At 68.2% G+C, this 19486-nt stretch carries 19 protein-coding genes; 9 read left to right on the top strand and 10 right to left on the bottom strand.

The genetic code is table 11. The features are described from left to right. Nucleotides 1-85: 85 nt before the first annotated feature. The 4 genes from AB0M24_RS31865 to AB0M24_RS31850 all read right to left on the bottom strand — a co-directional run bounded on the left by AB0M24_RS31865 (nucleotide 86) and on the right by AB0M24_RS31850 (nucleotide 2598). A complete protein-coding gene (locus AB0M24_RS31865) occupies nucleotides 86-694 on the bottom strand; it encodes a LysE family translocator (protein ID WP_363776257.1) in 609 nt (202 codons plus the stop codon). Between the two features lie 40 nt (nucleotides 695-734). Next, nucleotides 735-1217 carry a GNAT family N-acetyltransferase gene (locus AB0M24_RS31860; RefSeq protein WP_363776254.1) on the bottom strand — a complete coding sequence of 161 codons (483 nt, stop codon included), beginning with the start codon at nucleotides 1215-1217 and terminating at the stop codon, nucleotides 735-737. Further along, nucleotides 1217-1798 (bottom strand): DUF4232 domain-containing protein, encoded by a 582-nt coding sequence (locus tag AB0M24_RS31855; RefSeq protein ID WP_363776251.1) that lies wholly within the window; start codon nucleotides 1796-1798, stop codon nucleotides 1217-1219. Before AB0M24_RS31855 ends, AB0M24_RS31860 begins: the two co-directional genes overlap by 1 nt. 77 nt (nucleotides 1799-1875) lie before the next feature. Next, nucleotides 1876-2598 (bottom strand): serine protease, encoded by a 723-nt coding sequence (locus AB0M24_RS31850; RefSeq protein ID WP_363776248.1) that lies wholly within the window; start codon nucleotides 2596-2598, stop codon nucleotides 1876-1878. A 115-nt stretch (nucleotides 2599-2713) separates the two neighbouring features. On the opposite strand from AB0M24_RS31850, the gene AB0M24_RS31845 reads away from it, so the two are divergent. The 3 genes from AB0M24_RS31845 to AB0M24_RS31835 all read left to right on the top strand — a co-directional run bounded on the left by AB0M24_RS31845 (nucleotide 2714) and on the right by AB0M24_RS31835 (nucleotide 4108). Beyond that, on the top strand, nucleotides 2714-3580 hold the full coding sequence (locus tag AB0M24_RS31845) for a hypothetical protein (RefSeq protein ID WP_363776245.1): 867 nt from the start codon (nucleotides 2714-2716) through the stop codon (nucleotides 3578-3580). A gap of 74 nt (nucleotides 3581-3654) precedes the next feature. Then, nucleotides 3655-3849 carry a hypothetical protein gene (locus tag AB0M24_RS31840; RefSeq protein ID WP_363776241.1) on the top strand — a complete coding sequence of 65 codons (195 nt, stop codon included), beginning with the start codon at nucleotides 3655-3657 and terminating at the stop codon, nucleotides 3847-3849. Continuing rightward, nucleotides 3812-4108 carry a DUF6506 family protein gene (locus AB0M24_RS31835; RefSeq protein ID WP_363776238.1) on the top strand — a complete coding sequence of 99 codons (297 nt, stop codon included), beginning with the start codon at nucleotides 3812-3814 and terminating at the stop codon, nucleotides 4106-4108. The genes AB0M24_RS31840 and AB0M24_RS31835 overlap by 38 nt, the downstream gene beginning before the upstream one ends. Here AB0M24_RS31835 and AB0M24_RS31830 read toward each other — a convergent pair. From AB0M24_RS31830 to AB0M24_RS31820, 3 genes are all read right to left on the bottom strand, one after another. Further along, on the bottom strand, nucleotides 4100-5245 hold the full coding sequence (locus AB0M24_RS31830) for an acyl-CoA dehydrogenase family protein (protein WP_363776235.1): 1146 nt from the start codon (nucleotides 5243-5245) through the stop codon (nucleotides 4100-4102). The genes AB0M24_RS31835 and AB0M24_RS31830 overlap by 9 nt on opposite strands. A gap of 51 nt (nucleotides 5246-5296) precedes the next feature. Further along, nucleotides 5297-8518 (bottom strand): S8 family serine peptidase, encoded by a 3222-nt coding sequence (locus tag AB0M24_RS31825; RefSeq protein WP_363776232.1) that lies wholly within the window; start codon nucleotides 8516-8518, stop codon nucleotides 5297-5299. 94 nt (nucleotides 8519-8612) lie between these two features. Beyond that, nucleotides 8613-10958, bottom strand: coding sequence for a glycosyl hydrolase family 18 protein (locus AB0M24_RS31820; RefSeq protein WP_363776229.1), 2346 nt, complete (start codon nucleotides 10956-10958; stop codon nucleotides 8613-8615). A gap of 150 nt (nucleotides 10959-11108) precedes the next feature. Here AB0M24_RS31820 and AB0M24_RS31815 point away from each other — a divergent pair, with 150 nt between their 5' ends. Continuing rightward, complete coding sequence (locus AB0M24_RS31815; protein WP_363776226.1) at nucleotides 11109-11699, top strand: PadR family transcriptional regulator; 591 nt, start codon at nucleotides 11109-11111, stop codon at nucleotides 11697-11699. After that, entirely contained in the window at nucleotides 11696-12835 is a 1140-nt protein-coding gene (locus AB0M24_RS31810) for an NAD(P)/FAD-dependent oxidoreductase (RefSeq protein ID WP_363776223.1), read from the top strand. The genes AB0M24_RS31815 and AB0M24_RS31810 overlap by 4 nt, the downstream gene beginning before the upstream one ends. Here AB0M24_RS31810 and AB0M24_RS31805 read toward each other — a convergent pair. Further along, the gene (locus AB0M24_RS31805) at nucleotides 12828-13280 is read right to left on the bottom strand and encodes an Lrp/AsnC family transcriptional regulator (RefSeq protein ID WP_363776220.1); all 453 of its coding nucleotides are present in this window, start codon (nucleotides 13278-13280) and stop codon (nucleotides 12828-12830) included. The genes AB0M24_RS31810 and AB0M24_RS31805 overlap by 8 nt on opposite strands. A 119-nt stretch (nucleotides 13281-13399) precedes the next feature. Here AB0M24_RS31805 and AB0M24_RS31800 point away from each other — a divergent pair, with 119 nt between their 5' ends. Next, entirely contained in the window at nucleotides 13400-14128 is a 729-nt protein-coding gene (locus AB0M24_RS31800; RefSeq protein WP_363776217.1) for a hypothetical protein, read from the top strand. Here the strand turns inward: AB0M24_RS31800 and AB0M24_RS31795 are convergent. Both AB0M24_RS31795 and AB0M24_RS31790 read right to left on the bottom strand, forming a co-directional pair. Continuing rightward, nucleotides 14113-14781: a response regulator gene (locus AB0M24_RS31795; protein WP_363776214.1), complete on the bottom strand. Its 669-nt coding sequence runs from the start codon at nucleotides 14779-14781 to the stop codon at nucleotides 14113-14115. The two genes, AB0M24_RS31800 and AB0M24_RS31795, sit on opposite strands and share 16 nt — an antisense overlap. Then, entirely contained in the window at nucleotides 14778-16337 is a 1560-nt protein-coding gene (locus AB0M24_RS31790; protein ID WP_363776211.1) for a sensor histidine kinase, read from the bottom strand. The genes AB0M24_RS31795 and AB0M24_RS31790 overlap by 4 nt, the downstream gene beginning before the upstream one ends. A 144-nt stretch (nucleotides 16338-16481) precedes the next feature. On the opposite strand from AB0M24_RS31790, the gene AB0M24_RS31785 reads away from it, so the two are divergent. Genes AB0M24_RS31785 through AB0M24_RS31775 form a run of 3 tightly spaced genes read left to right on the top strand, consistent with a single transcriptional unit; the run spans nucleotide 16482 to nucleotide 19445 of the window. Continuing rightward, a complete protein-coding gene (locus AB0M24_RS31785; RefSeq protein ID WP_363776208.1) occupies nucleotides 16482-17468 on the top strand; it encodes a tripartite tricarboxylate transporter substrate-binding protein in 987 nt (328 codons plus the stop codon). Beyond that, a complete protein-coding gene (locus tag AB0M24_RS31780; RefSeq protein ID WP_363776205.1) occupies nucleotides 17465-17956 on the top strand; it encodes a tripartite tricarboxylate transporter TctB family protein in 492 nt (163 codons plus the stop codon). Before AB0M24_RS31785 ends, AB0M24_RS31780 begins: the two co-directional genes overlap by 4 nt. Further along, entirely contained in the window at nucleotides 17949-19445 is a 1497-nt protein-coding gene (locus AB0M24_RS31775) for a tripartite tricarboxylate transporter permease (protein ID WP_363776202.1), read from the top strand. The genes AB0M24_RS31780 and AB0M24_RS31775 overlap by 8 nt, the downstream gene beginning before the upstream one ends. The last annotated feature ends 41 nt before the right edge of the window (nucleotides 19446-19486 follow it).

The raw sequence follows: 19486 nt of genomic DNA, 5'->3' as shown, positions 1-19486 counted from the left end.
ATCAATCTCACTCGCGAGCTGAACCGGGCGCATCGGCAAAATTGCGCATTCCGATCGGCGGCAGCAGGTTCACCCGACCGGGCTATCAGCGGGCGTCCGCCGCCGTTTTGAGGCCGAACGCGATCAGGGCGGTGGCGGAGACGCGGTCGAGCAGAGTTCGTTGGCGGAGCAGGAAAGCGCGGGCCCGGCCGGCCGCCGTGATGAGGATCGGGAACCACAGCAGGCCGATGCCGAGGTGGATGGCCACCAGAACAGCGCCCCACGCCGGTTGGTCCACCGGGAGGAACTGCGGGAGCAGCGAGATGTAGAAGATGCCCGGCTTCGGGTTGAGCAGGTTGGTGAGAAGTCCTACCCGGACGGCCGCGCGGGACGACGGCACCGGAGCGGGCTCGGCTGCCTCGGACGGGCGGCGGGACGTCCACAACGCCTTGACACCCAGGTAGATCAGGTAGGCCGCGCCCAGCCAGCGGACGATGTTGTAGGCCAGTTCGGAGGCTTGCAGGAGGGCGGTCAGACCCACCAGGCCCGCGGTGGCCCAGACCAGGCAGCCGAGGGTGCTGCCGACCACGACGGCCAGAGCGGGACGGCGGCCCACCAGGACCGCGGTGCGCAGCACCAGGAGGGTCTCCAGGCCCGGCGTGATCACGGTGAGCAGCGCTACCAGCGTGAAGCTCAGGAGTGCGGCGGTCGACATGGGGTCATCAGAACACGGAACCGCCGGGCAGCCGGAAGAATTAACGTGGCTGACACGGCTTGACGTAGCGGTGGGCCGGGACGGGGATCGGGCCGTCCGGGTGGGGTGCCTGGTGGTCGAAGAGGCCCTCGTCGGTCCAGCCCTGGTGTTCGTAGAAGCGCCGGGCACGGGTGTTGCTGGCCACGACGGCGAGCCACGCAACCGCATGGCCATTGGCCACAACGGCCTCTTCTGCGGCGGAGAGAAGAGCTGAGGCCACGCCGGAGCCGCGGTGGGCAGACGAGACGTAGACCTGCTCCACCTCGTCGCCGATGACCATCACGAACCCGGCTACATCGCCGTTCACGACCGCGACCGTCGTGTGTTGGACGTGCTCCAAAGCGCGCGGTTCGAACGACGACTCCGGGCGTGCGTCGACGAGTTGCTGCGGCACGTTGCCCAGATGTGCGTCGCACCAGCCGGGGTACCAGATCCTGGCGACGGCCGGAGCGTCGGACGGGGTCGCGCGCCGCAGCTCGATCATCAGAGGTACCAGGCTCGGACGCCGATGCGGCCCGTGCTGCCCAGGTCGATGAAGAGGTCCTTGTCGGCCGGGGTGGTGAGGAGCGACTGGAAGGTGCTGCCCGGTGACGGCGCGAGGTCGGCGTGGCTGCCGATCTGCGGGGGCTCGACGGAGGTGTTGGTGTTCCTCCACAGGAACGCGCTCTTCGCCCGCTCGCCCGGTTGCACCACGATCGGCTGCGGCGGGGTGTCGAAGCCCTCGACCGACGCGATGCCGCCGGAGCCCTGGAGGATCTGGACGTCCAGCTGCTGCCAGTGCTCGTCGAGCAGCTTCACCTGCGGGTAGCCGTTGAGCTGCACCGGTTGCGTGCCGCAGTTGAACAGCTCGACGCCCATGATGCGCAGGCCCATCGCGGCGTCGGTGGCGCCGGAACGGATCTGCACGCCGGTGTCGCACGACGGTTCGCCCGTCGTCGGCGTGCTCAGGGAGACCGGCCGTGCGGCTTCCGGTGGTGGCACCGGCAGTGCTTCCGGACGTGCTCCGCAGGCGGCCAGCCCGGTGAGCGCGGCCAGCAACACGAGAATCCTGCCCCCAGTTCTCATGTTGCCGACTATGCCACAGGACGAAGAGAGTGGTGGCGGCCTCGTCGGTGACCGCGTTCGAGACCGCCACCGGAGCCCTACCCCAGGTAGGACTCGATCCAGGCCCGGTGGGCGGGCACGTCGGAGAAGACCTGCGGAGCGTCCGCGCACCAGCGTCCGCCGATCTGTCCGATCACGGTGCCCACGGCCGCCCAGCCGGTCGCGGTCCTGGTGACGGCGGGGCCGCCGGAGTCGCCGTAGCAGACACCGCGCCAGCCGTCGGGGTTGTGCGTGCAGAGCGTGGCCGCGTTGGTGTGGCAGCCGGGCGCGTTGTCCGCGAGCACGCGGGAGTCCAGTTCCTGCAACACGGCGGGCGCCGGGGCGTTGCCGGGATCCTTCACCGCGCCCCAGCCGAGCAGGCGGATCTGCAGTCCGGTCGGCGCGGCCGCGGCGATCGGCGCGGGCTGGTGGGTGACCGGGGCGCTGAGCTGGACGAGGCCCTGGTCGTCGCTGCCGTGGCGGATCAGCCGGACAGCGGGACGGACGGTGCCGCCGCTGGTGCGGTTGGTGGAACCCACGCGGACCTGGACGCCCGACGGGTTCTTGCCTTCGAGGCAGTGCGCGGCGGTGACGACCCACTGCGGACGGATCAGGATTCCGCCGCAGAAGTGGTCACCGCCGCGCGACTGCAGGGAAGCCACGAACGTGTAGGCCTCGGTCGCCGGGCGTCCGCCGATGACGTACGGCGACACGGGATCCGCGTTCGCGGTGGGAGTGAGGAACACGAGCGCCAGCAGAGCGGCGTAGATCGTGTTGCGCATGGAAGATCTCCTCGGGGTGCAGGGATCTTCGAGTGTTCGGAGCAAGAAGGCTCCTCCGCTATCGCCGTAATTTCGGATCGCTCGCCGGTCGTCGCGGCGGTAGGTTCGATGTGCGATGACCGGACCGTTTCACCTCGTGCTGCGCGACGCGATCCGTGAGCGCGGGCTTCCGCTGGAACGCCTGCGGTCGCGCCTCGCCGAGCGCGGGATCGCCGTGGGACTCGCGAGTCTGAGCGACTGGCAGCACGGACGCGCGTGGCCCCGACGGCCGAAGTCGTTGCAGGCCATCAAAGCGCTCGAAGAGATCCTCGACCTGCCACAGCAGACGCTGACGAACCTGCTCTGCTCGCACCAGCCACCACCGTTCCGGCCTCGGCAAGGCGTGGACGAGTACAGCGGGCCGATGGCGGAGCTCCTGGACGAGCTGCCCGGCGCACGGGCGTGGCGGCTGGAGATGCTGACGTCCGAACAGGTCGTGCACGTCGGACCGGACCGCAACCCGTCGCGGATCGCGGGCCGCTCAGTAGCGCGTGCACGCCACGACGGCGTGGATCGGACGGTGGTCCGGTACTACGGCGGGCCGGAGTGCGACATCGACCAGGTCGAGGTCGTGCCTTCCCGCAACTGCGCGCTCGGCACGGTTCTGCGCCACCGCGAGGGTCGGGTGCTCGCGGCGGAAATCCTTTTCGGCCAACGGCTTCAGGCCGGCGAAACGTGGGTGTGGGAAGAAGAGGTGCGCGACCCGGTGGCCTCTCGCACTGACTGCGCCCGTGCGTTTCGACGGCCGGAGGGAACCTGTCTGCTGGAGGTGCGGTTCCACCCCGACGCACTGCCCTGCCGCGTGTACGAGTACTTCCGCGCCGATCTGTTCGTCGAGCAGCACGTGCTGACCGAACTGCCGCTGTCCGTGCACAACTCAGTGCACGTGACGACGACCGGCATGACCTCCGGCGTGATCGGCGTCAACTGGGAGTGGGAATGAACGAGATCGCCTCCGCCGTTGCACCTGGCAGCACCGAGTGAACCTCGACATTACTCGAGACTGGGGAGTTGTTCGTGTTCCTGGAGCCGGGTGCGGATCCGGCGGTCGCGCGGCAGATGATCGGGCACAGCGCGGACAGCCGCACGTTGCTCGTGTGGGTGTCCGATGCCCATCAGGCCGCCGAGGTCGCGGCACTGGCGGTGGACGAGCACGGGTGCGGCTCGTCGAATTGTGTCGGGGATTCGGTCTCGGGCAGGCGGTGCAGGTGATCGAACGGGTTGTGCCACGCGCACCGGTGGGCAGGGCGAGCTTCGACCGAGGTGTCGCCGACGGACCGATTCGGCGCAGTGCAACGATTTACCACTGGTCGACGAAGGTGCCGAGCTCATCGAGTTCTGCGGTGGCGCAGACCTCACGACGGCCGCCGCCGTTCAACGACAGCTGGGCGGCCGTGTTCCGGTGAGCTGGCCGTTCGAGTCGGTGCACGGCGCATCTGCGTTCAGGGCCGCTTACGAGGCCTCACAGTAGCGCGACGATGTTGGGCTCGACGCCCAGCAACGCGCGACCGCACGCCTCCATGTTCCACGACGGGTTGATCATCGCGTGCCGCAGCGCCGTCTGCATGTCGCGCAGCAGAACGCTGAGAGGACTGGACTCCGCCACGGCCGCCGCGCCGTGTGCGGAGACCAGCATCTCCACGGCCTCCCCGCACTGACGGACGGCGTGGGCCGCGTGCAGGCGGTGCCGCGCGCGGGTCTCGTAGTCCGGGAACGTGCCGGCCATCGCGTGGTCGTCGACCAGCGAGGCGCACGAGTGGGCCAGCAGCCGGGCGACGTCGAGCTTCGCGGTCGCCTCGGCGATCGCGATCTGGAACGCCGGCGAGTCGCTCTGCCGCTGATAGGTCGTGAACGACACAGGACGCTTGTGCGCCTTGGACATCACGTGCTCCAGAGCCGACGACGCCATCCCGAGGTACGGGCCGGTCATGTACGTGAGCACCGTCGGAACCAGCGCCGACCGGAACCGGGCACCTGTGCCCAACGGCCCCGCGATCGCGTCGGCCAGCCGCATCACGCGGTGGTCCGGCACGAAGATGTCCTGCCCCACGACGAGGTTGCTGCCGGTCGCCCGCATGCCGACGGTGTGCCAGGTGTCCTTGACCCGCAGGTCGCTGAACGGAACCGCGGCGACGCCGACGTCTCCCTCCGCGATCGGGAACCCGAACACGCCCCAGGAAGAATGCAGGCAGCCCGAAGCCGGGACCCACTCACCGGACATCCGCCAGCCGCCGTCGACGCGCTCGGCCGTCGCATGGGGCGTGAGGACGACGCAGACGTGCGTGTCCGGGCCGTCCGCGTAGATCTCCTGCTGCGCATCGGACGGCATCTGGGCGACCACCAGATCCGCCGCGCCCAGGATCATCACGACCCAGCTCGCGGACGGGTCGCCGTGCGCCAACGCCGCCAGCGCGTCCACAGAGGTCCGCAGCCCCAGTTCCAGACCGCCGAACGAGCTGGGCACGAACATGCGGAACATCCCGGCGTCCCGCATCGCCGCCATCACGTCGTCGCTCAGCCTCCGGTCGCGGTCACCGGCTGCCTGGTCACGTTCCAGCACCGGCCTCAACGCGGCCGCTGCCTCCACGAACTCCGTCGATTCGCGCATAGACGCCCCCTTGCCGGCCGAAGCTAGCAAGGGGACGCTCACTGCGACGGGCTACTTGACGCTGTAGGCCCGAAGAACGGAACTGCTGTGCGTGTCACCGGCCGAATCGGACACGCTGGTTCGCAACGAGACGAACCCGCTGCGAGGGTTCTGGACCAGTGCGAACCACCGGTTCCCCTGACCGGCCACGGGCGCGCGCTTCCACGTCGCACCTTCGTCGGTGGAGTACTCGACGGTCACACTCGTCACGCGTGCCTCAGTCGTGGTCCTGGGCTGGCGCAGCACCTCGACCGACAGCGGGAACGCGCCCGGCTTGGCCTTGCCCAGGCCGTCGAACGCGCCGTTCGTGCGCAGGAACATCAACGGCAGCCCGACATAGCCGTCCGCCTTGGCCGAGCTGAACGTCCAGCTCGCCTCGGTGGTCAGCGAGTGCTCGGCGAACGGCACCGCGTCCGCCCTGGTGGCCTTGGCGGTCAGCTTGTACCGCGCCTTCTCGTCCGGCAGCCCGGCCCACGCGCCCAGGCCGGGATAGCCGCTCGGCACCGGTTCGGAGCCGAGCAGCTCCAGGGTCGTGTCTCCCGTCGCGGTGAAGGCCTGGAAGTTCGGGTTGTTGCCCTGACCTCCCGCCGCGGGCGAGAACATGCCGATGTTCGCGCCGAGACCGTCCTCGTAGCGGTACACCTGCGTGTTGAAGTTGGGTGCCAGCGCGAGCGACGGCGCGATCACGGGCGCGTTCCAGTGCTCCGGCACCGGCCTGCCCGCCGACACCACGCCGGTCACGTCCGTCACCTGGCCCCACGGCCCCGTCATCGGCGTGCCGACCGTGCGCTGGAACGTCAGCACCGACACCCAGTCCGTCGCGCTGAGGTGGTCGGTCCGGCCACGCGGCATCGTGACCGTCTCGTAGGCACCGAACGAGAAGAACTGGCCGGGGAAGTAGAACGGCGCCCTGGCGAACTCCGCGTCGGCCGGTGCGCCCTGAGCCGAGAACCTCACGTCCCGCCGCGCCAGTTCCCTGGTGTGCGTGCGGAACGACGGCCTCGCCGGGATCTCGTTCTCCGGCCCGAGCCCGGTCAGGTAGTACCGCGAGTCCCGCGCGCCGAGCACCATCGACGTGCCGAACCGCAGCGTCGTGCCCGGCTCGGCCTTCGCGGGCACGACGTACACCTCGCTGTCGCCCGTCACGAACTCCATGCCGGAGAGCCCGCGCTGCCCGAACTCGGTCAGCGTGTCGACGGTCGTGAGATGCGGCTTCTCGGCATGCCGGTCCGCCACGGTGTACGTGACCTTGTTGCCCTTGCGCGCGTCCAGCACGAACGCGCTGTCTTTCGAGAGCGCGAACTTCGTGATGACCTGCGCCGTCACACTTTCGGGACGCCCTTCAGCCGCAGGTGTGCCGGTGGAGGCGTAGATCGTCACGTCGCCCTTGGGCACGCGCACCTTCGCCACACCGTCCACGACCACCGGACGGAAGTCCCACTCACCGTCGTACGTGTGGTGCAGCACGATCACCTGCTGCGCCACGGCGTTGCTCGCAACGGCACCGGTGCGGTCGAGCAGCTGCACCGAGAGGTCGAACGACTCGGGCTCCGCCACCACGCCCAGGGCGGACTGCACCACCACAGCACCCGCCGTCGCCACGACACGAGCACCCACACTGCCACCGTTGGGAGGAAGCTTACCGGGCCGCACCGACACTTCCACGCCAGCTCGGCCTCCCGCAGGCACAACGAGAGAAGATGCGCTGAGAGCGAACGCCTCGTCGGTCACCGAGAGCGCCAACGTGACGTCAGCAGCCCCCTTGTTCCGATAGGTCAACGACTTCGTGACAGGCTCGACAGGCCGCGGCCACGGCAGCTGACCGAAACTCACGCTGCCGTCCGCGAAAACGCCCTGCGCCACCGCACGTGCCGCGTCCACCCGTCCGGCGCCGGCCGCGAACACCGGCAGACTCCCGGCGGTCGACGACATCAACGCGCCCTTGAGCTCCGCGGCCGTCCAGTCCGGATGCGCCTGCGCCACCAACGCCGCGACGCCCGTGACGTGCGGCGAGGACATCGACGTTCCGCTTGCAGCGACGTAGGAATCCCCGACGGGCGTGCCCATCGTCGTACCGGACGCTCGCGCCGCCACGATGTTCTCCCCCGGCGCCGTGATGTCCGGCTTCAGCGCGTGGTCACCGGTCCGCGGCCCCTTCGACGAGAACCCGCTCACCTCGTCCGTGCGTCCGACGCTCGCGACCGACAGCGCGGCGTCCGCAGTGGACGGTGAGGCGACCGTGTACGGACGAGCCGAGTTGCCCGCGGACACCACGAACAACGTGCCGGTCGACGCCGTCAGGTTGTTCACGGCCTGCGAAAGCAGATCGTCGTTCGTCCCGTAGTCACTGCCCAGGCTCATGTTCACGACCTCGGCCTTGCCCGCGATCCACTCCATTCCGGCCAGGATCGCGGCTTCCTCGCAGTACTCGTCACCGCACACCTTGCCCGCGACGACGGACACTTTCGGCGCCACGCCACCATAAGCGGCACCAGCTCCCGCGATGATCGACGCGACGTGCGTGCCGTGCCCGACGCCATCCTTCAATCCGGACCCCGTGAAGTCCTGCACCTCCGTCACGACGCCCTGAAGGTCCGGATGGCCGGTGTCCACACCGGTGTCGAGCAGACCGACCGTGACACCCTTGCCGTCGAACCCGGCCTCACGCGCCTTCGGCACACCGATCTGCGCGTTCGACTCGGCGTCGAGCACTTTCGCTTTGCCGCTCAACGAGATCCTGGCCCGTGAGGTCTTGAACGACTCCCAGAACGCGGTGTCCTTGGCCGCCGTCAAAGACACCCCACCGACACTGCGCAGCTGCCGGGTGACCTGGGCGCCCGCCGCCGTGAACGCGCCCACCTCCCCCGTCGCGATCAACGGTGTCGTGGTGCGCTTCGCGTCGTCGTAGCCCCACTCGACGAGCTGGGTGACGTCGAAGAGCCGCGAGTCGACCCGGCCCTGGTTGATCAGCACGGTGGCGTCCGAGGGCTCGACGCGCACATGTCCGTTGACGGCTCGCGTGGAGAACCTGATGTGCTCTCTGCCTTGCCCCGCCTTGACAAGCGCCATAGTTCTGCCGCCGGCTTTCGACAACGTCACCTTGTCACCGGTGACGAGAGTGACGACGGCGTCGTCCGACTTCTTCGTTGGTACAGCGCGTATGTGACCGGCGGCATGACTCACTCCGACGGTCGCGACCGGTAGTAGGAGGATCAGTGCGGGTATCAGTTTCACAGTCCTGACCGTGGCACTGAGCCGAAAGCGACGGAACCGCCGCGCACGACCGTGTTTGCGACATCGCCGCAAACACGGTCGTGTCCTCACCGGCTCAGACTCGTTCCCACAGCGCGGGAACGTTCGGCGGTTCCCAGCCGGGCAACGAGGTGTGGCCCTGACGGCAGCGGTAGGTCATGCCACCGTAGGTCACCTGAGCCCCGGTCGCGTACGTCGTGTACGGCGCCCACGCACTACCACCGGGAGACGTGGTCGTCGTTGTCGTTGTCGTTGTGGTGGTTGAGGTTGTGGTCGACGTCGTGGTGGACGTCGGCGGGTTGCCACTACCGCGCGGCAGATCACCCGCGATCACGTAACTGTTGCCACCGAAGGTGAACGTGAAGTTCGACGGCGACGCGATCGGCATGTAGTAGTTCAGCCGCACGTCCACCGACGCACCGGGCGCGATCGTCTGCCACGAAGGCAAAGTCACGACGACGTGCTGGAAGTCGCCGCGCAGCCCGCCGACGTTCGGACCACTGTGCCCACGTGTCGCCACGGACAACCCGAACCCGGACTGGTCGGTCATGCTGCCCGGCGCGCTGGTGCCGTAGTCGAACTCGACGCGCGTGCCACCGGGGATCGTGACGGTCGAGCTGTTCGTGATCCGCATCGTCGGGTTGATCGGGTAGTTGTTGTCGCCCAACGCGAAGCCGGACAACGAGACGCCAACGTTCAACACGTTCGAAGGCATCGTCCGACCGGCCTTCGACGCACCGTAAGGCGCAGCACCACGCAGACCGTCGTTGATCTTCGTGAGCAGCGTGTCGCCGATGTAGTACTGGGACTTGGCGCTGTCGTAGGCGTAGTCGCCCGCCAACTCCCAGATCATGATGCCGCCGATGCCCTTGCCGGCAACGTAACTGGCCTTCGCGGCGAGCGACACGTCGTCCTCAGTGGACAGGTACACACCCTTGGAACTGTTCCACAGCCACGGCGCGACCATCGTGCTGTTGTAGTTGCGGGCGTACGTGCCGGTGAGCCGGTCGTCGGGGTCGTTGACCGGGTCGAGACCGTACTTGGTGAGGTAGTCCGGCGTGATGCCGTTCTGCAGGTTCATGGCGTGCCACATGGGGTTCACGCCCGACGGCACCTCCATGCCGTTGAGCTCGTCGTGCCACAGGTTGTCGATGCCGATCGCACCGTTGCCGCAGGGGACGGTCGACCCGACGGTTCCTCCGGTGCCGGGCGGGCACTGCGCCTGGTTGGGCAAGGCGGCGCGGCCCCACAACCCGTTCGTGCCACCGGTGACACCTCTCCATCCACGCGTGTAGAAACCGACACCGATGTTGATCCGACCGGCCTGCATCGCACCGCGGAAGTAGTGGTACGCCCAGTCGGTGTTCAGATAACCCTGCCCGTCGTACTGCGGCGTCGTGTACACCTGCCAGTGGGCCAGTTCGGCGTCCTGGCCGTTGTCGTACAGAGCGGCGTTCGGGCCCACGAAGTGGTTCCACGCGCCGTGCAGGTCGTAGCTCATGATGTTGACGTAGTCGAGGTAACGGGTGACGCCGTAGACCTCCTGGCCGCGCAACAACCAACCGCTGGCCGGAACCGCCGCCGTCAGCAGGTAGTGCTTGCCGTCCGCCGCACCCGCGCGGTCGAGCTTGTCGCGCAACGTCCTCATCAGGTTCTCGTAGCCCGTCCACAACGTGCCGCGGTTGGCGTTCGAGATCCAGAAGTCGTCCGGGTTCCCGGCGTAGTTGTTCGACGTCGCGTACTCGTAGTCGATGTCCGCGCCGTTGAACCCGTACTGCCGCAGGAAAGCCACGACTGAATCCGCGAACGTGTTGATCGAAGCCTGCGACTGCGCGAGCTTGTAGAAACCACCCGTGGCGTTGCGGGTGCCGTCCGGGTTCAGGATGCCGCCCGACTCCGCCCAGCCACCGATCGAGATCAGCGTCTTCACGTTCGGGTACTGCTTCTTGTACTTGGTCAGCAGGTTGAAGTGCCCCTTGTAGGACAACGACGGATCCATCTCGGCGCCCGGCACACCCGGCCACTCCATGCCGGTGGACGCGTTGTTGGCCCCGGCAGGGCCCACCGAGATCCGGTTGTCCGTGCCGATGTTCGCGAACGCGTAGTTGAGGTGGGTGACCTTGGTCCACGGGATGTTGCTCGCCAGGTACGCGGGCGCGCCGTTCTTCCCGGTGCGCCAGCTGGTGAAGTAGCCGATCACGCGACGGGACTTGTCGCCCATCTTCTCCCGGCCGTCGGTGTCGTAGACGGTGCAGTACGGGGTGTCGACGCCGGGCGTCCGGTACAGGCCGTCCGGACGACAGTCCTCGTGCCCAGCGGCGGACGACGGTGCCGGGTTCACGAGCGCGACCACGACGAGACCGGCGGTGGTCACGAGAGCGGCGAGGAGGGGAAGGATCTTTCTGGAGAGGTTTCTGCGCACGCCGAACCTCCTGTGCAGGGAGGCGGCCTGTCCACCCAGTCTGGAACCGGGAAAGTTCACGGTCAATACGAGGTATAGACCAATTCACCAATTAGTTGACATCGACTAGTCAGAGTCGGATAGTTGACATCGACCAAGGAGGATGGACGGATGCGGCGCAAGGTGTCGAACCCGCTGGCGCTGGCGGTGCTGGCGTTTCTCGTGATGGGTCCGCAGCACCCCTACGAGCTGGGCAAACAGCTCAAGGACACGGGCAAGGACCGCAACATCAAGTTCAACCGCGGCTCGCTCTACATGGTCTTCGAACAGCTCCAGAAGGCCGGGTTCGTCGCTGAGCAGGAGACCGTCAAGGACACCCAACGGCCCGAGCGCACGGTCTACGCGCTCACGGACGAGGGACGCACGGAGCTCTACGACTGGATGCGCGAGCTCGTTCGCGACCCAGTCCACGAGTACCCGCAGTTCGGGGTCGCGCTGTCGCTGATCTCGGTGCTGGACCCGGCGGAGGCCGCGGACCTGCTGCGCACCCGGGACGACGTCCTCGCACGAGAGCTCGCCGAGGCACGCGAGGTGATGACCAAGGCGACCGAGGACGGCGTCGAGTGGATCTTCCTGGTCGAGGAGGAGTACCGGATCTCGTTGCTGGAGGCCGAGTCGCGGTTCGTCGCGAAGCTGGTCGGCCAGCTGGGAGACGAGAAGTACCAGGCGTTGTGGCGGCAGCACTTCGGGAGGGAAAGATGAAAGCGTTAGTCATCGGGGGCGGCATCGCGGGACCGGTCACCGCGCTCGCTCTGCAGAAGGCCGGCATCGACTCGACGGTGTTCGAGGCGTACGACACCACGGCGGACGGCGTCGGCGGAGTCCTCAACGTCGCACCGAACGGCCTGGCGGCGTTGCGGATCGTCGGCGTGGACACCGACTTCGGCGAACCCGTGCGCCGCATGGTGATGACGGACAACAAGGGTCACGTGCTGGGCAGCGTCGAGGGTGAGCCGAGCCGGGTCGTGTGGCGCACCGAGCTCTACCGGCGGCTGCGGGAACTCGCGACGGCGCAACGGATCAAGGTCGAGCACGGCAAGCGCCTGGTGGACGTGGAGACCCGCGAAGACGGTGTCACGGCAACGTTCGAAGACGGCAGCAGCGAGTCCGGCGACGTGCTCATCGGCGCCGACGGCATCCGCTCGACGGTCCGCACGATCATCGACCCGTCCGCGCCCGGCCCCGAGTACGTCGGCCTGCTCGGATTCGGCTCGTACGCCGAAGGCAGTGGCGTGCAGGGCGATCCGGAGACGATGTACTTCGTCTTCGGCAACTCGTTCCTCGGCTACTGGTCCCAGCCGGACGGCACCGTCGCGTGGTTCAACAACCTCGCGGTCCCGGAACCCATGACGGCGGCGGAGATCGCGGCGGTCCCGTCCGACACCTGGATGGCCCGGTTGCGCGAGGCCTACGGCGACGACATGCCGGCGAAGCAACTGCTGGCGCACAGCGACACCGTGGTCGCCGGCATCCCGTTGGAGATCATGCCGAGCGTGCCGCGCTGGCACCGCGACCGCATGGTGCTCGTCGGCGACTCGGCCCACGCACCGAGCGCCAGCTCCGGTCAGGGCGCGTCACTGGCGGCCGAGTCCGCGGTCCAGCTCGCGCGCTGCCTGCGCGACATCCCGGACATCCCAACGGCTTTCGCGACCTACGAACAACTGCGCAGGCCACGCGTCGAACGGATCGCGGCTCGCGCGGCGCGCACCAACAGCAACAAGCGCGGCATCGGGCCGATCACCCGCCTGCTGATGCCGCTCGCCATGAAAGCCTTCGGAGCACGGGCATTCACGAAGGACCAGAACTACCGCATCGACTGGGACGCCAAGGTCAGCTGAGGTCGAGCAGGTCGCTGGCGTTGATCGCGATGTCGCGCAACACCAGCCGGCTGCGGATCTCCCGCACCCCGTGGTCCTGCCGCAGCCGGTTGACCACGGTCTCGAACTCGGCGGGATCCACGCACGCCAGTCTGATCTGGTAGTCGTACTCCCCCGTCATGCGCGCTCCGGACACCACCTGCGGCAGCAGCTGGAGCGCCTGCTCGAACCGGGCGCGGTCGGCGTCCTCGCGCAGACGGATGTCGCTGACCATGTTCAGGCCCCTGCCCAGCGCCGCCGGGTCGATCTCGGCACGGAAACCGCTGATCACCCCGGACGCCCGCAGCCGGCGCACCCGGTCCGCCACGGTGTTGGCGGACAGGCGCACCTGCGTGCTCAGCTCGTTGTAGGTGGCTCGGGCGTCCCGTTCCAGCAGTCGCACCAGCTCGCGGTCGATGGCGTCCACCACCCCATCGTGAAGAACTCGGCCAAACAACACAAGTGCTGAGGAAAACTCGGCAGATCTCACCATCCGAGCAGGAATTCCGAGCCATGTGAGCCGCCAGACGTGGAAACGTTCTGACCATGGAAGTCCTGCTGTTTCCGCTGGTCCTGCCCGTGTTCACGATCCCGATGCTGACAGTGGTGCAACGACGGTTCGGTCACCGTCTGGGCGGGCGGCTGGCGGGATTCCCGACGACCACCTTCCCGTTGCTGCTGGCCCTGGTGCTCCTGGACGGCGCGGAAGCCGCGGCTCAGGCGGCCAAGGGAATCGTCGCGGGGCAGCTCGTGTTCGTCGCGTTCTGCCTCGGGTACGGGCGGCTCGGCCGGTGGGCGCGCACTCCGGTGGTGGTCGCGCTGGTGGTCGCCGCCGCCGCGTTCTCGGTCGCGGACAGTTCCGCGTGGCCGGTGACGCTGGCGGTCGCGATCGCCGGACTCGTGACGTGGCCGGCGCCTGACCACGTCGAGTCCACGCCCATCCCGCGCTGGGACGCACCGGTCCGCGTGCTGGTCACGGTGGCGGTGCTGGCGGGACTCGCGGTGGTGGCGCGGTTTCTCGGGCCGCACCTGGCCGGCCTGCTGTCGTGCATCCCGGTGGTGCTGACGATCCTCGCGTCGTCGACCCACCGCCGCTCGGGCTTCCCGGCCGCGGAGTCGCTGGTGCGCGGGGCGTTGCGCTCCGCGCCGGCGACCCTGACGTTCGCCGTGGTCGTCGCCTTCGGCCTGACCCACTTCGGACCGGTCGTCGCGTTCGGCGCGGCAGTCGCCGGAATGATCGTCGTCGACCAGGTGGTGGGTCAGGTCAGCCGGTAACCGTGCGCGGGCCGGTTCGCCATGCCGTACCTGGGCTGCACCTCGGCCATCCCGATGGTCACGAGGTGCTCCAGGTACCGCCGCGCGCTGACCCGCGACAACCCGGCCCGATCGCCGACCTCCTGCGCCGACAGGTCGTTCTCGCTGTCCTTCAACGCATCCGTCACCAACCGCAGCGTCACGGCCGACAAACCCTTGGGCAGCACCACTCGTGGCCGGTGGTGCATCAGCTGGTCGACCTCGTCCTGGTCCAGCACCTGACCGAGCCGCTGCACCTCGGTCCGCTGGGCCAGGTACTCCCGCATCCGGTCGAGGAAAGCCGTGCGGGTGAAGGGTTTCACGAGGTAGTTGTCGACACCGCGGGACATGGCCTGCCGCACGGTCTCCCGTTCGCGCGCGGCCGTCACCGCGATGACGTCGACGGGAGGTCCGTTGCGAGCACGCAACCGCGCCAGCACCTCCAGCCCCGACATGTCCGGCAGGTGGATGTCCAGCAGCACGAGGTCCGGTCGCAACGCCTCCACGGCACGCAACGCCTCACCACCGCGGTGCGCCTCGCCGACCACCTCGAACCCCGGCATCGCCTCCAGGAACCCGCGGTGGATCGCCGCCACGGCGAAGTCGTCGTCCACGACCAGGGTCCGCACGCTCATCGGTTCCCCGTCTCCGGCAGCCACACGTCGAAAGACGCGCCGCCCATCTCCGAGTCGGTGATCGCCACGTGCCCGCTGCGGCGGGTGACCACCCTCGACACCAATGCGAGTCCTATCCCCCGGTCGGCGCCCTTGGAACTCACGCCCAGATCGAAGATCCGGCCGCGTTGCGACTCGTCCACCCCTGAGCCGTCGTCGTCCACGACCATCCGCACTCCTTGTGCCGACGAACGAACCAGCACGCGCACGGTGCCACCTGTCTCCGCGGCGTCCACGGCGTTGTCCACGAGGTTGCCCAGCACCGTCAACGCGTCGTCGCCCGCGCGGATGTCGACCGCGCTGTCCGGGTCCAGCCGGAGCTCGACACCGCGTTCGTGCGCGGTGGAGGACTTGGCGAGCAGCAACGCCGCCAGCGCGGGATCGGCGTTGGCGCCGTCGATGATGTCCGCGGTGATCGATCCGGCCCCGCCGACGCGTTCGATGTAAGCCACCGCGTCCGACCGGCGGTCCAGCTCCAGCAGACCGCCGATGACGTGGAGGTGGTTCGAGAACTCGTGGGCTTGCGCGCGCAGCACCTCGGTAACGGTCCGCTGCCCGTCGAGTTCGCGCAACGCGTCGTGCAACTCGGTTCGGTCACGCAAGGTCAGGACGACGCCGACTGCCCGATCGTGCGTCTTGGCCGTCATCCGGTTCGCGACCAGCACCCGTTCGCCGGCCAGCACGAGCCGGTCCGAACGGTCGTCCTCGGCCCTCGCCAACTCCAGCAGGCCTTCGTCGAGAACCTGGTCCGCGGGCTGTCCCGTCGGGTTCTCCGACAGCCCCAGCAACCGCAACGCCTCGTCGTTCACCAGCGCCAGTCGTTGCCGATCGTCGACCGCCACCACGCCTTCGCGGATGCCGTGCAGCATCGCGTCGCGCGTCTCCAGCAGCTGCGCGATCTCGGCGGGTTCGAGCCGGAACGTCCGGCGCCGCACCAGCTGCGTGACCAGCGCGGCTCCGAGCACGCCGATCAACGCCGCACCCGCGAGCCACCCGATCAGCTCCGGCAGGTCCTCGGCGAGGTCGTCCGCGAGCTGGCTTTCCAGGATGCCGACCGACGCCATGCCGATGATGCGCCCGTCGGCCGCCCGCACCGGAACCTTGGCGCGCAACGACGTCCCGAGCGTGCCGGTCTCCGTGCCCACGAACACCTCGCCGGACAACGCCGCCGTCGGATCGGTGGAGACGCGTTCGCCGATGCGCTTCGGATCGGGGTGGGCGTAGCGGACACCGTTGCGATCGGTCACGACCACGTACGTGACCTGCGAAGCCTTGCGGATCAGCTCGGCCAGCGGCTGAATCGTCGCGGACGGGTCGGGCGAGTCGAACGCCTGCACCACCGTCGGCAACCGCGCCACGCTCTCCGCCACGGACAGCATCCGGTCCTTGTACGCCTCGCGGATGCGGTCGCTCTGCAGCTTGGCCGCGAGCAGCCCGGCGGCACAGGTCGTCATCAGCACGATGACCACCTGCAACACCAGGAGCGAGACGCCCAGCGAGACCGACCTGCGAAACATGAGGGGCATTCTTACGCAATACATGTGAACTGGGTCACGAACTTAACGACCAATACGTCCCTTACGACCTATGCCCCGTTTCGTGACCTGCCGCTCCCTACCGTTCCCGCCCAACATCGGCAACGAAGCTGAGGAGTGAGCTCGATGAGTGCAGGCTGGAGACGTGCGGCGGCGATCGCGGCCGTCGGACTGGTGCTCGCGGGATGCGGTCAGGCTGCGAACAAGAGCTCTGGTGGTAAGGACAGCACCATCGGCAAGCTCGAGATCATGGCACCGGCCGACCCCGGCGGCGGCTGGGACCAGACCGCGAGGGCCATGCAGACCGCCGTGTCCGGGGCGAAGCTCGCCGGATCGGTGCAGGTCAGCAACGTCGGTGGCGCCGGAGGCACGGTCGGCCTCCAGAAGCTCGCCAACGAGCGCTCCGAGTCGTTCCTGATGATCACCGGCCTGGTGATGGTCGGCGCGGTCGAGACCAACAACTCCGCGGCGCGCCTGGAGGAGGTCACGCCGATCGCACGGCTGACCGCGGAGGACGAGGTGCTCGTCGTGCCGGCCGACTCGCCGTACCAGACGACCGAGGACCTGCTGAACGCGATCGCCGAGAAGGGCAAGGGCATCTCGATCACCGGTGGTTCGGCCGGCGGTACCGACCACATCCTCGCCGGGTTGCTGCTCAAGGCGAAGAACATCGACCCGGCCAAGCTCAACTACGTCCCCTACTCCGGCGGTGGCGAGTCGCTGGCCGCGCTGCTCGGCAAGAAGGTCGACGCGGGCATCTCGGGCGTCGGCGAGTACCGCGAGCAGATCAAGGCGGGCAAGCTGCGCGCGCTCGGCACGTCCGGGCCCAACCAGGAGCCGACGCTGAAGGTGCCGACGTTCAAGGACCAGAACCTGGGCGTCGAGCTCACGAACTGGCGCGGTGTCGTGGCGCCGGGCGGGATCAAGCCGGAGGCCAAGGAGCGGCTGACCAAGCTCGTCACCGACATGCACGCGAGCGAGCAGTGGAAGACCGAGCTCACGAAGAAGGGCTGGACCGACACGTTCCTCAGCGGCAGCGAGTTCTCCACGTTCCTGAACAAGGAGATCGGCCGCATCCGCCCGGCGCTGCAGAACATCGGGCTCGTGAAGTGATTGCTGCCAAGCTCGAGGAGTACGTGTTCGGCGGTCTGGTCGCGGCGATCGGGGTCTTCACCCTGGTCGACGCGACCACGATCGTCGCACGTGACGACAACGCGGTCGGCCCGCGTGTTTTTCCCTACGCCGTAGGAGCTCTGCTGGTCGTCACGGGCATCGCGACGATCATCGCCACCGTGCGCGGCAAGCTCGGTGAAGCCGAAGAAGGCGAGGACGTCGACGCGTCCGTCCGCACCGACTGGGTCACCGTGGCCAAGCTGGTCGCGGTGCTCGTCGTGCACCTGGTGCTGATCGGACTGCTCGGCTGGCCGGTCGCGGCGGCGGTGCTGTTCTTCGGTGCCGCCTGGGCCTTGGGCGCGGTGTGGTGGAAGGCGTTGCCGATCGCGGTGGTGCTCGCGCTGGTGGTGCAGGTCGTGTTCGCGTACGGACTGGGCCTGTCGCTGCCCGCCGGGATCTTCGAAGGGGTGCCGTTCCTCGATGGGTGACCTCAACGCTCTCCTGGAGGGTTTCGCGACCGCCGCGCAACCCATGTACCTGCTGTACGCGTTGCTGGGCGTCACGCTCGGCACCGCGGTCGGCGTGCTGCCGGGCATCGGGCCCGCGATGACGGTCGCCCTGTTGCTGCCGTTGACGTACACGCTCGACCCCACGGCTGCTTTGATCATCTTCGCGGGCATCTACTACGGCGGCATGTACGGCGGGTCGACCACTTCGATCCTGCTGAACACACCCGGCGAGTCGGCCTCCATCGTGACAGCGTTGGAAGGCAACAGAATGGCTCGCGCAGGACGTGGCGCGGCCGCTCTGGCGACGGCCGCGATCGGGTCGTTCGTGGCGGGCACGATCGCGACCGTGCTGCTGACGTTGCTGGCACCGTCCATTGCGGACATCGCGGTGACGTTGGGCCCGGCCGACTACGTGGCGTTGATGGTGGTCGCGTTCACGACTGTCGCTGCTCTGCTCGGATCGTCACCGGTGCGCGGGCTGGCGTCGTTGGGACTCGGCTTGTTCATCGGCCTCGTCGGCACGGACACGCTGACCGGGCAGCAACGCTTCACGCTGGGTGTGGCGACGCTGGCCGACGGCATCGACGTGGTCGTGGTGGCGGTCGGCGTGTTCGCGGTCGGTGAGGCGCTGTACGTGGCGTCACGGCTGCGGCACGGACCGATCGAGGTCGTTCCTGTTGGCGGCAAGTGGATGACGCGCGAGTTCTGGGCGCGCTCCTGGAAACCGTGGTTGCGCGGCACCGCGATCGGCTTCCCGATCGGCACCGTGCCCGCCGGTGGTGCGGACGTGTCGACGTTCCTGTCGTACGCGGCGGAGAAGAAGCTGTCGAAGCGGCCGGAGGAGTTCGGACACGGGGCGATCGAGGGTGTGGCGGGTCCGGAAGCGGCCAACAACGCTGCCGCGGCAGGTGTTCTGGTGCCGTTGCTGACTCTCGGACTGCCGACGACCGCGACGGCGGCGGTGATCGTGGCGGCGTTCCAGAGCTACGGGATCCAACCGGGACCGTTGCTGTTCACCAACAACTCGGCGATGGTGTGGGCGTTGATCGCGTCGCTGTACATCGGCAACGTGATGCTGCTCGTGCTGAACCTGCCGCTGGTGAAGATCTGGGTGAAGGTGCTGCAGATCCCCCGCCCGTACCTGTACGCGGGAATCCTGTTGTTCGCCGCGTTGGGAACGTACGCGGTGAACTTCGTGGTCGACGACCTGATCGTGCTGCTGGTGATCGGTGTCGCGGGGTTCTTCATGCGGCGCCACGGATATCCGGTCGCACCTCTGGTCGTGGGCATGATCCTCGGGCCGATGGCGGAGGAACAGCTGCGCCGGACGTTGCAGATCAGCGAAGGCTCTCTCACCGCGCTGGTGGCGAGCCCGTTCGCGGCGATCGCGTACGGCATCCTGCTCATCATCCTGGTGGTGGCGACGGTGATGCGGCTGCGGAGGAAGAAGGTGGAGTCCGCGGTGTAACGCTCGCGCCTGAGCAACGATCTTGGGGCGTGGGAGGACAA

Source organism: Lentzea sp. NPDC051838 (assembly GCF_040681245.1).
In the GTDB taxonomy this organism is placed as follows: Bacteria; Actinomycetota; Actinomycetes; order Mycobacteriales; family Pseudonocardiaceae; genus Lentzea.
Note: the sequence above shows the minus strand (reverse complement) of the source record. Positions and strands in the feature narration are given on the sequence as shown.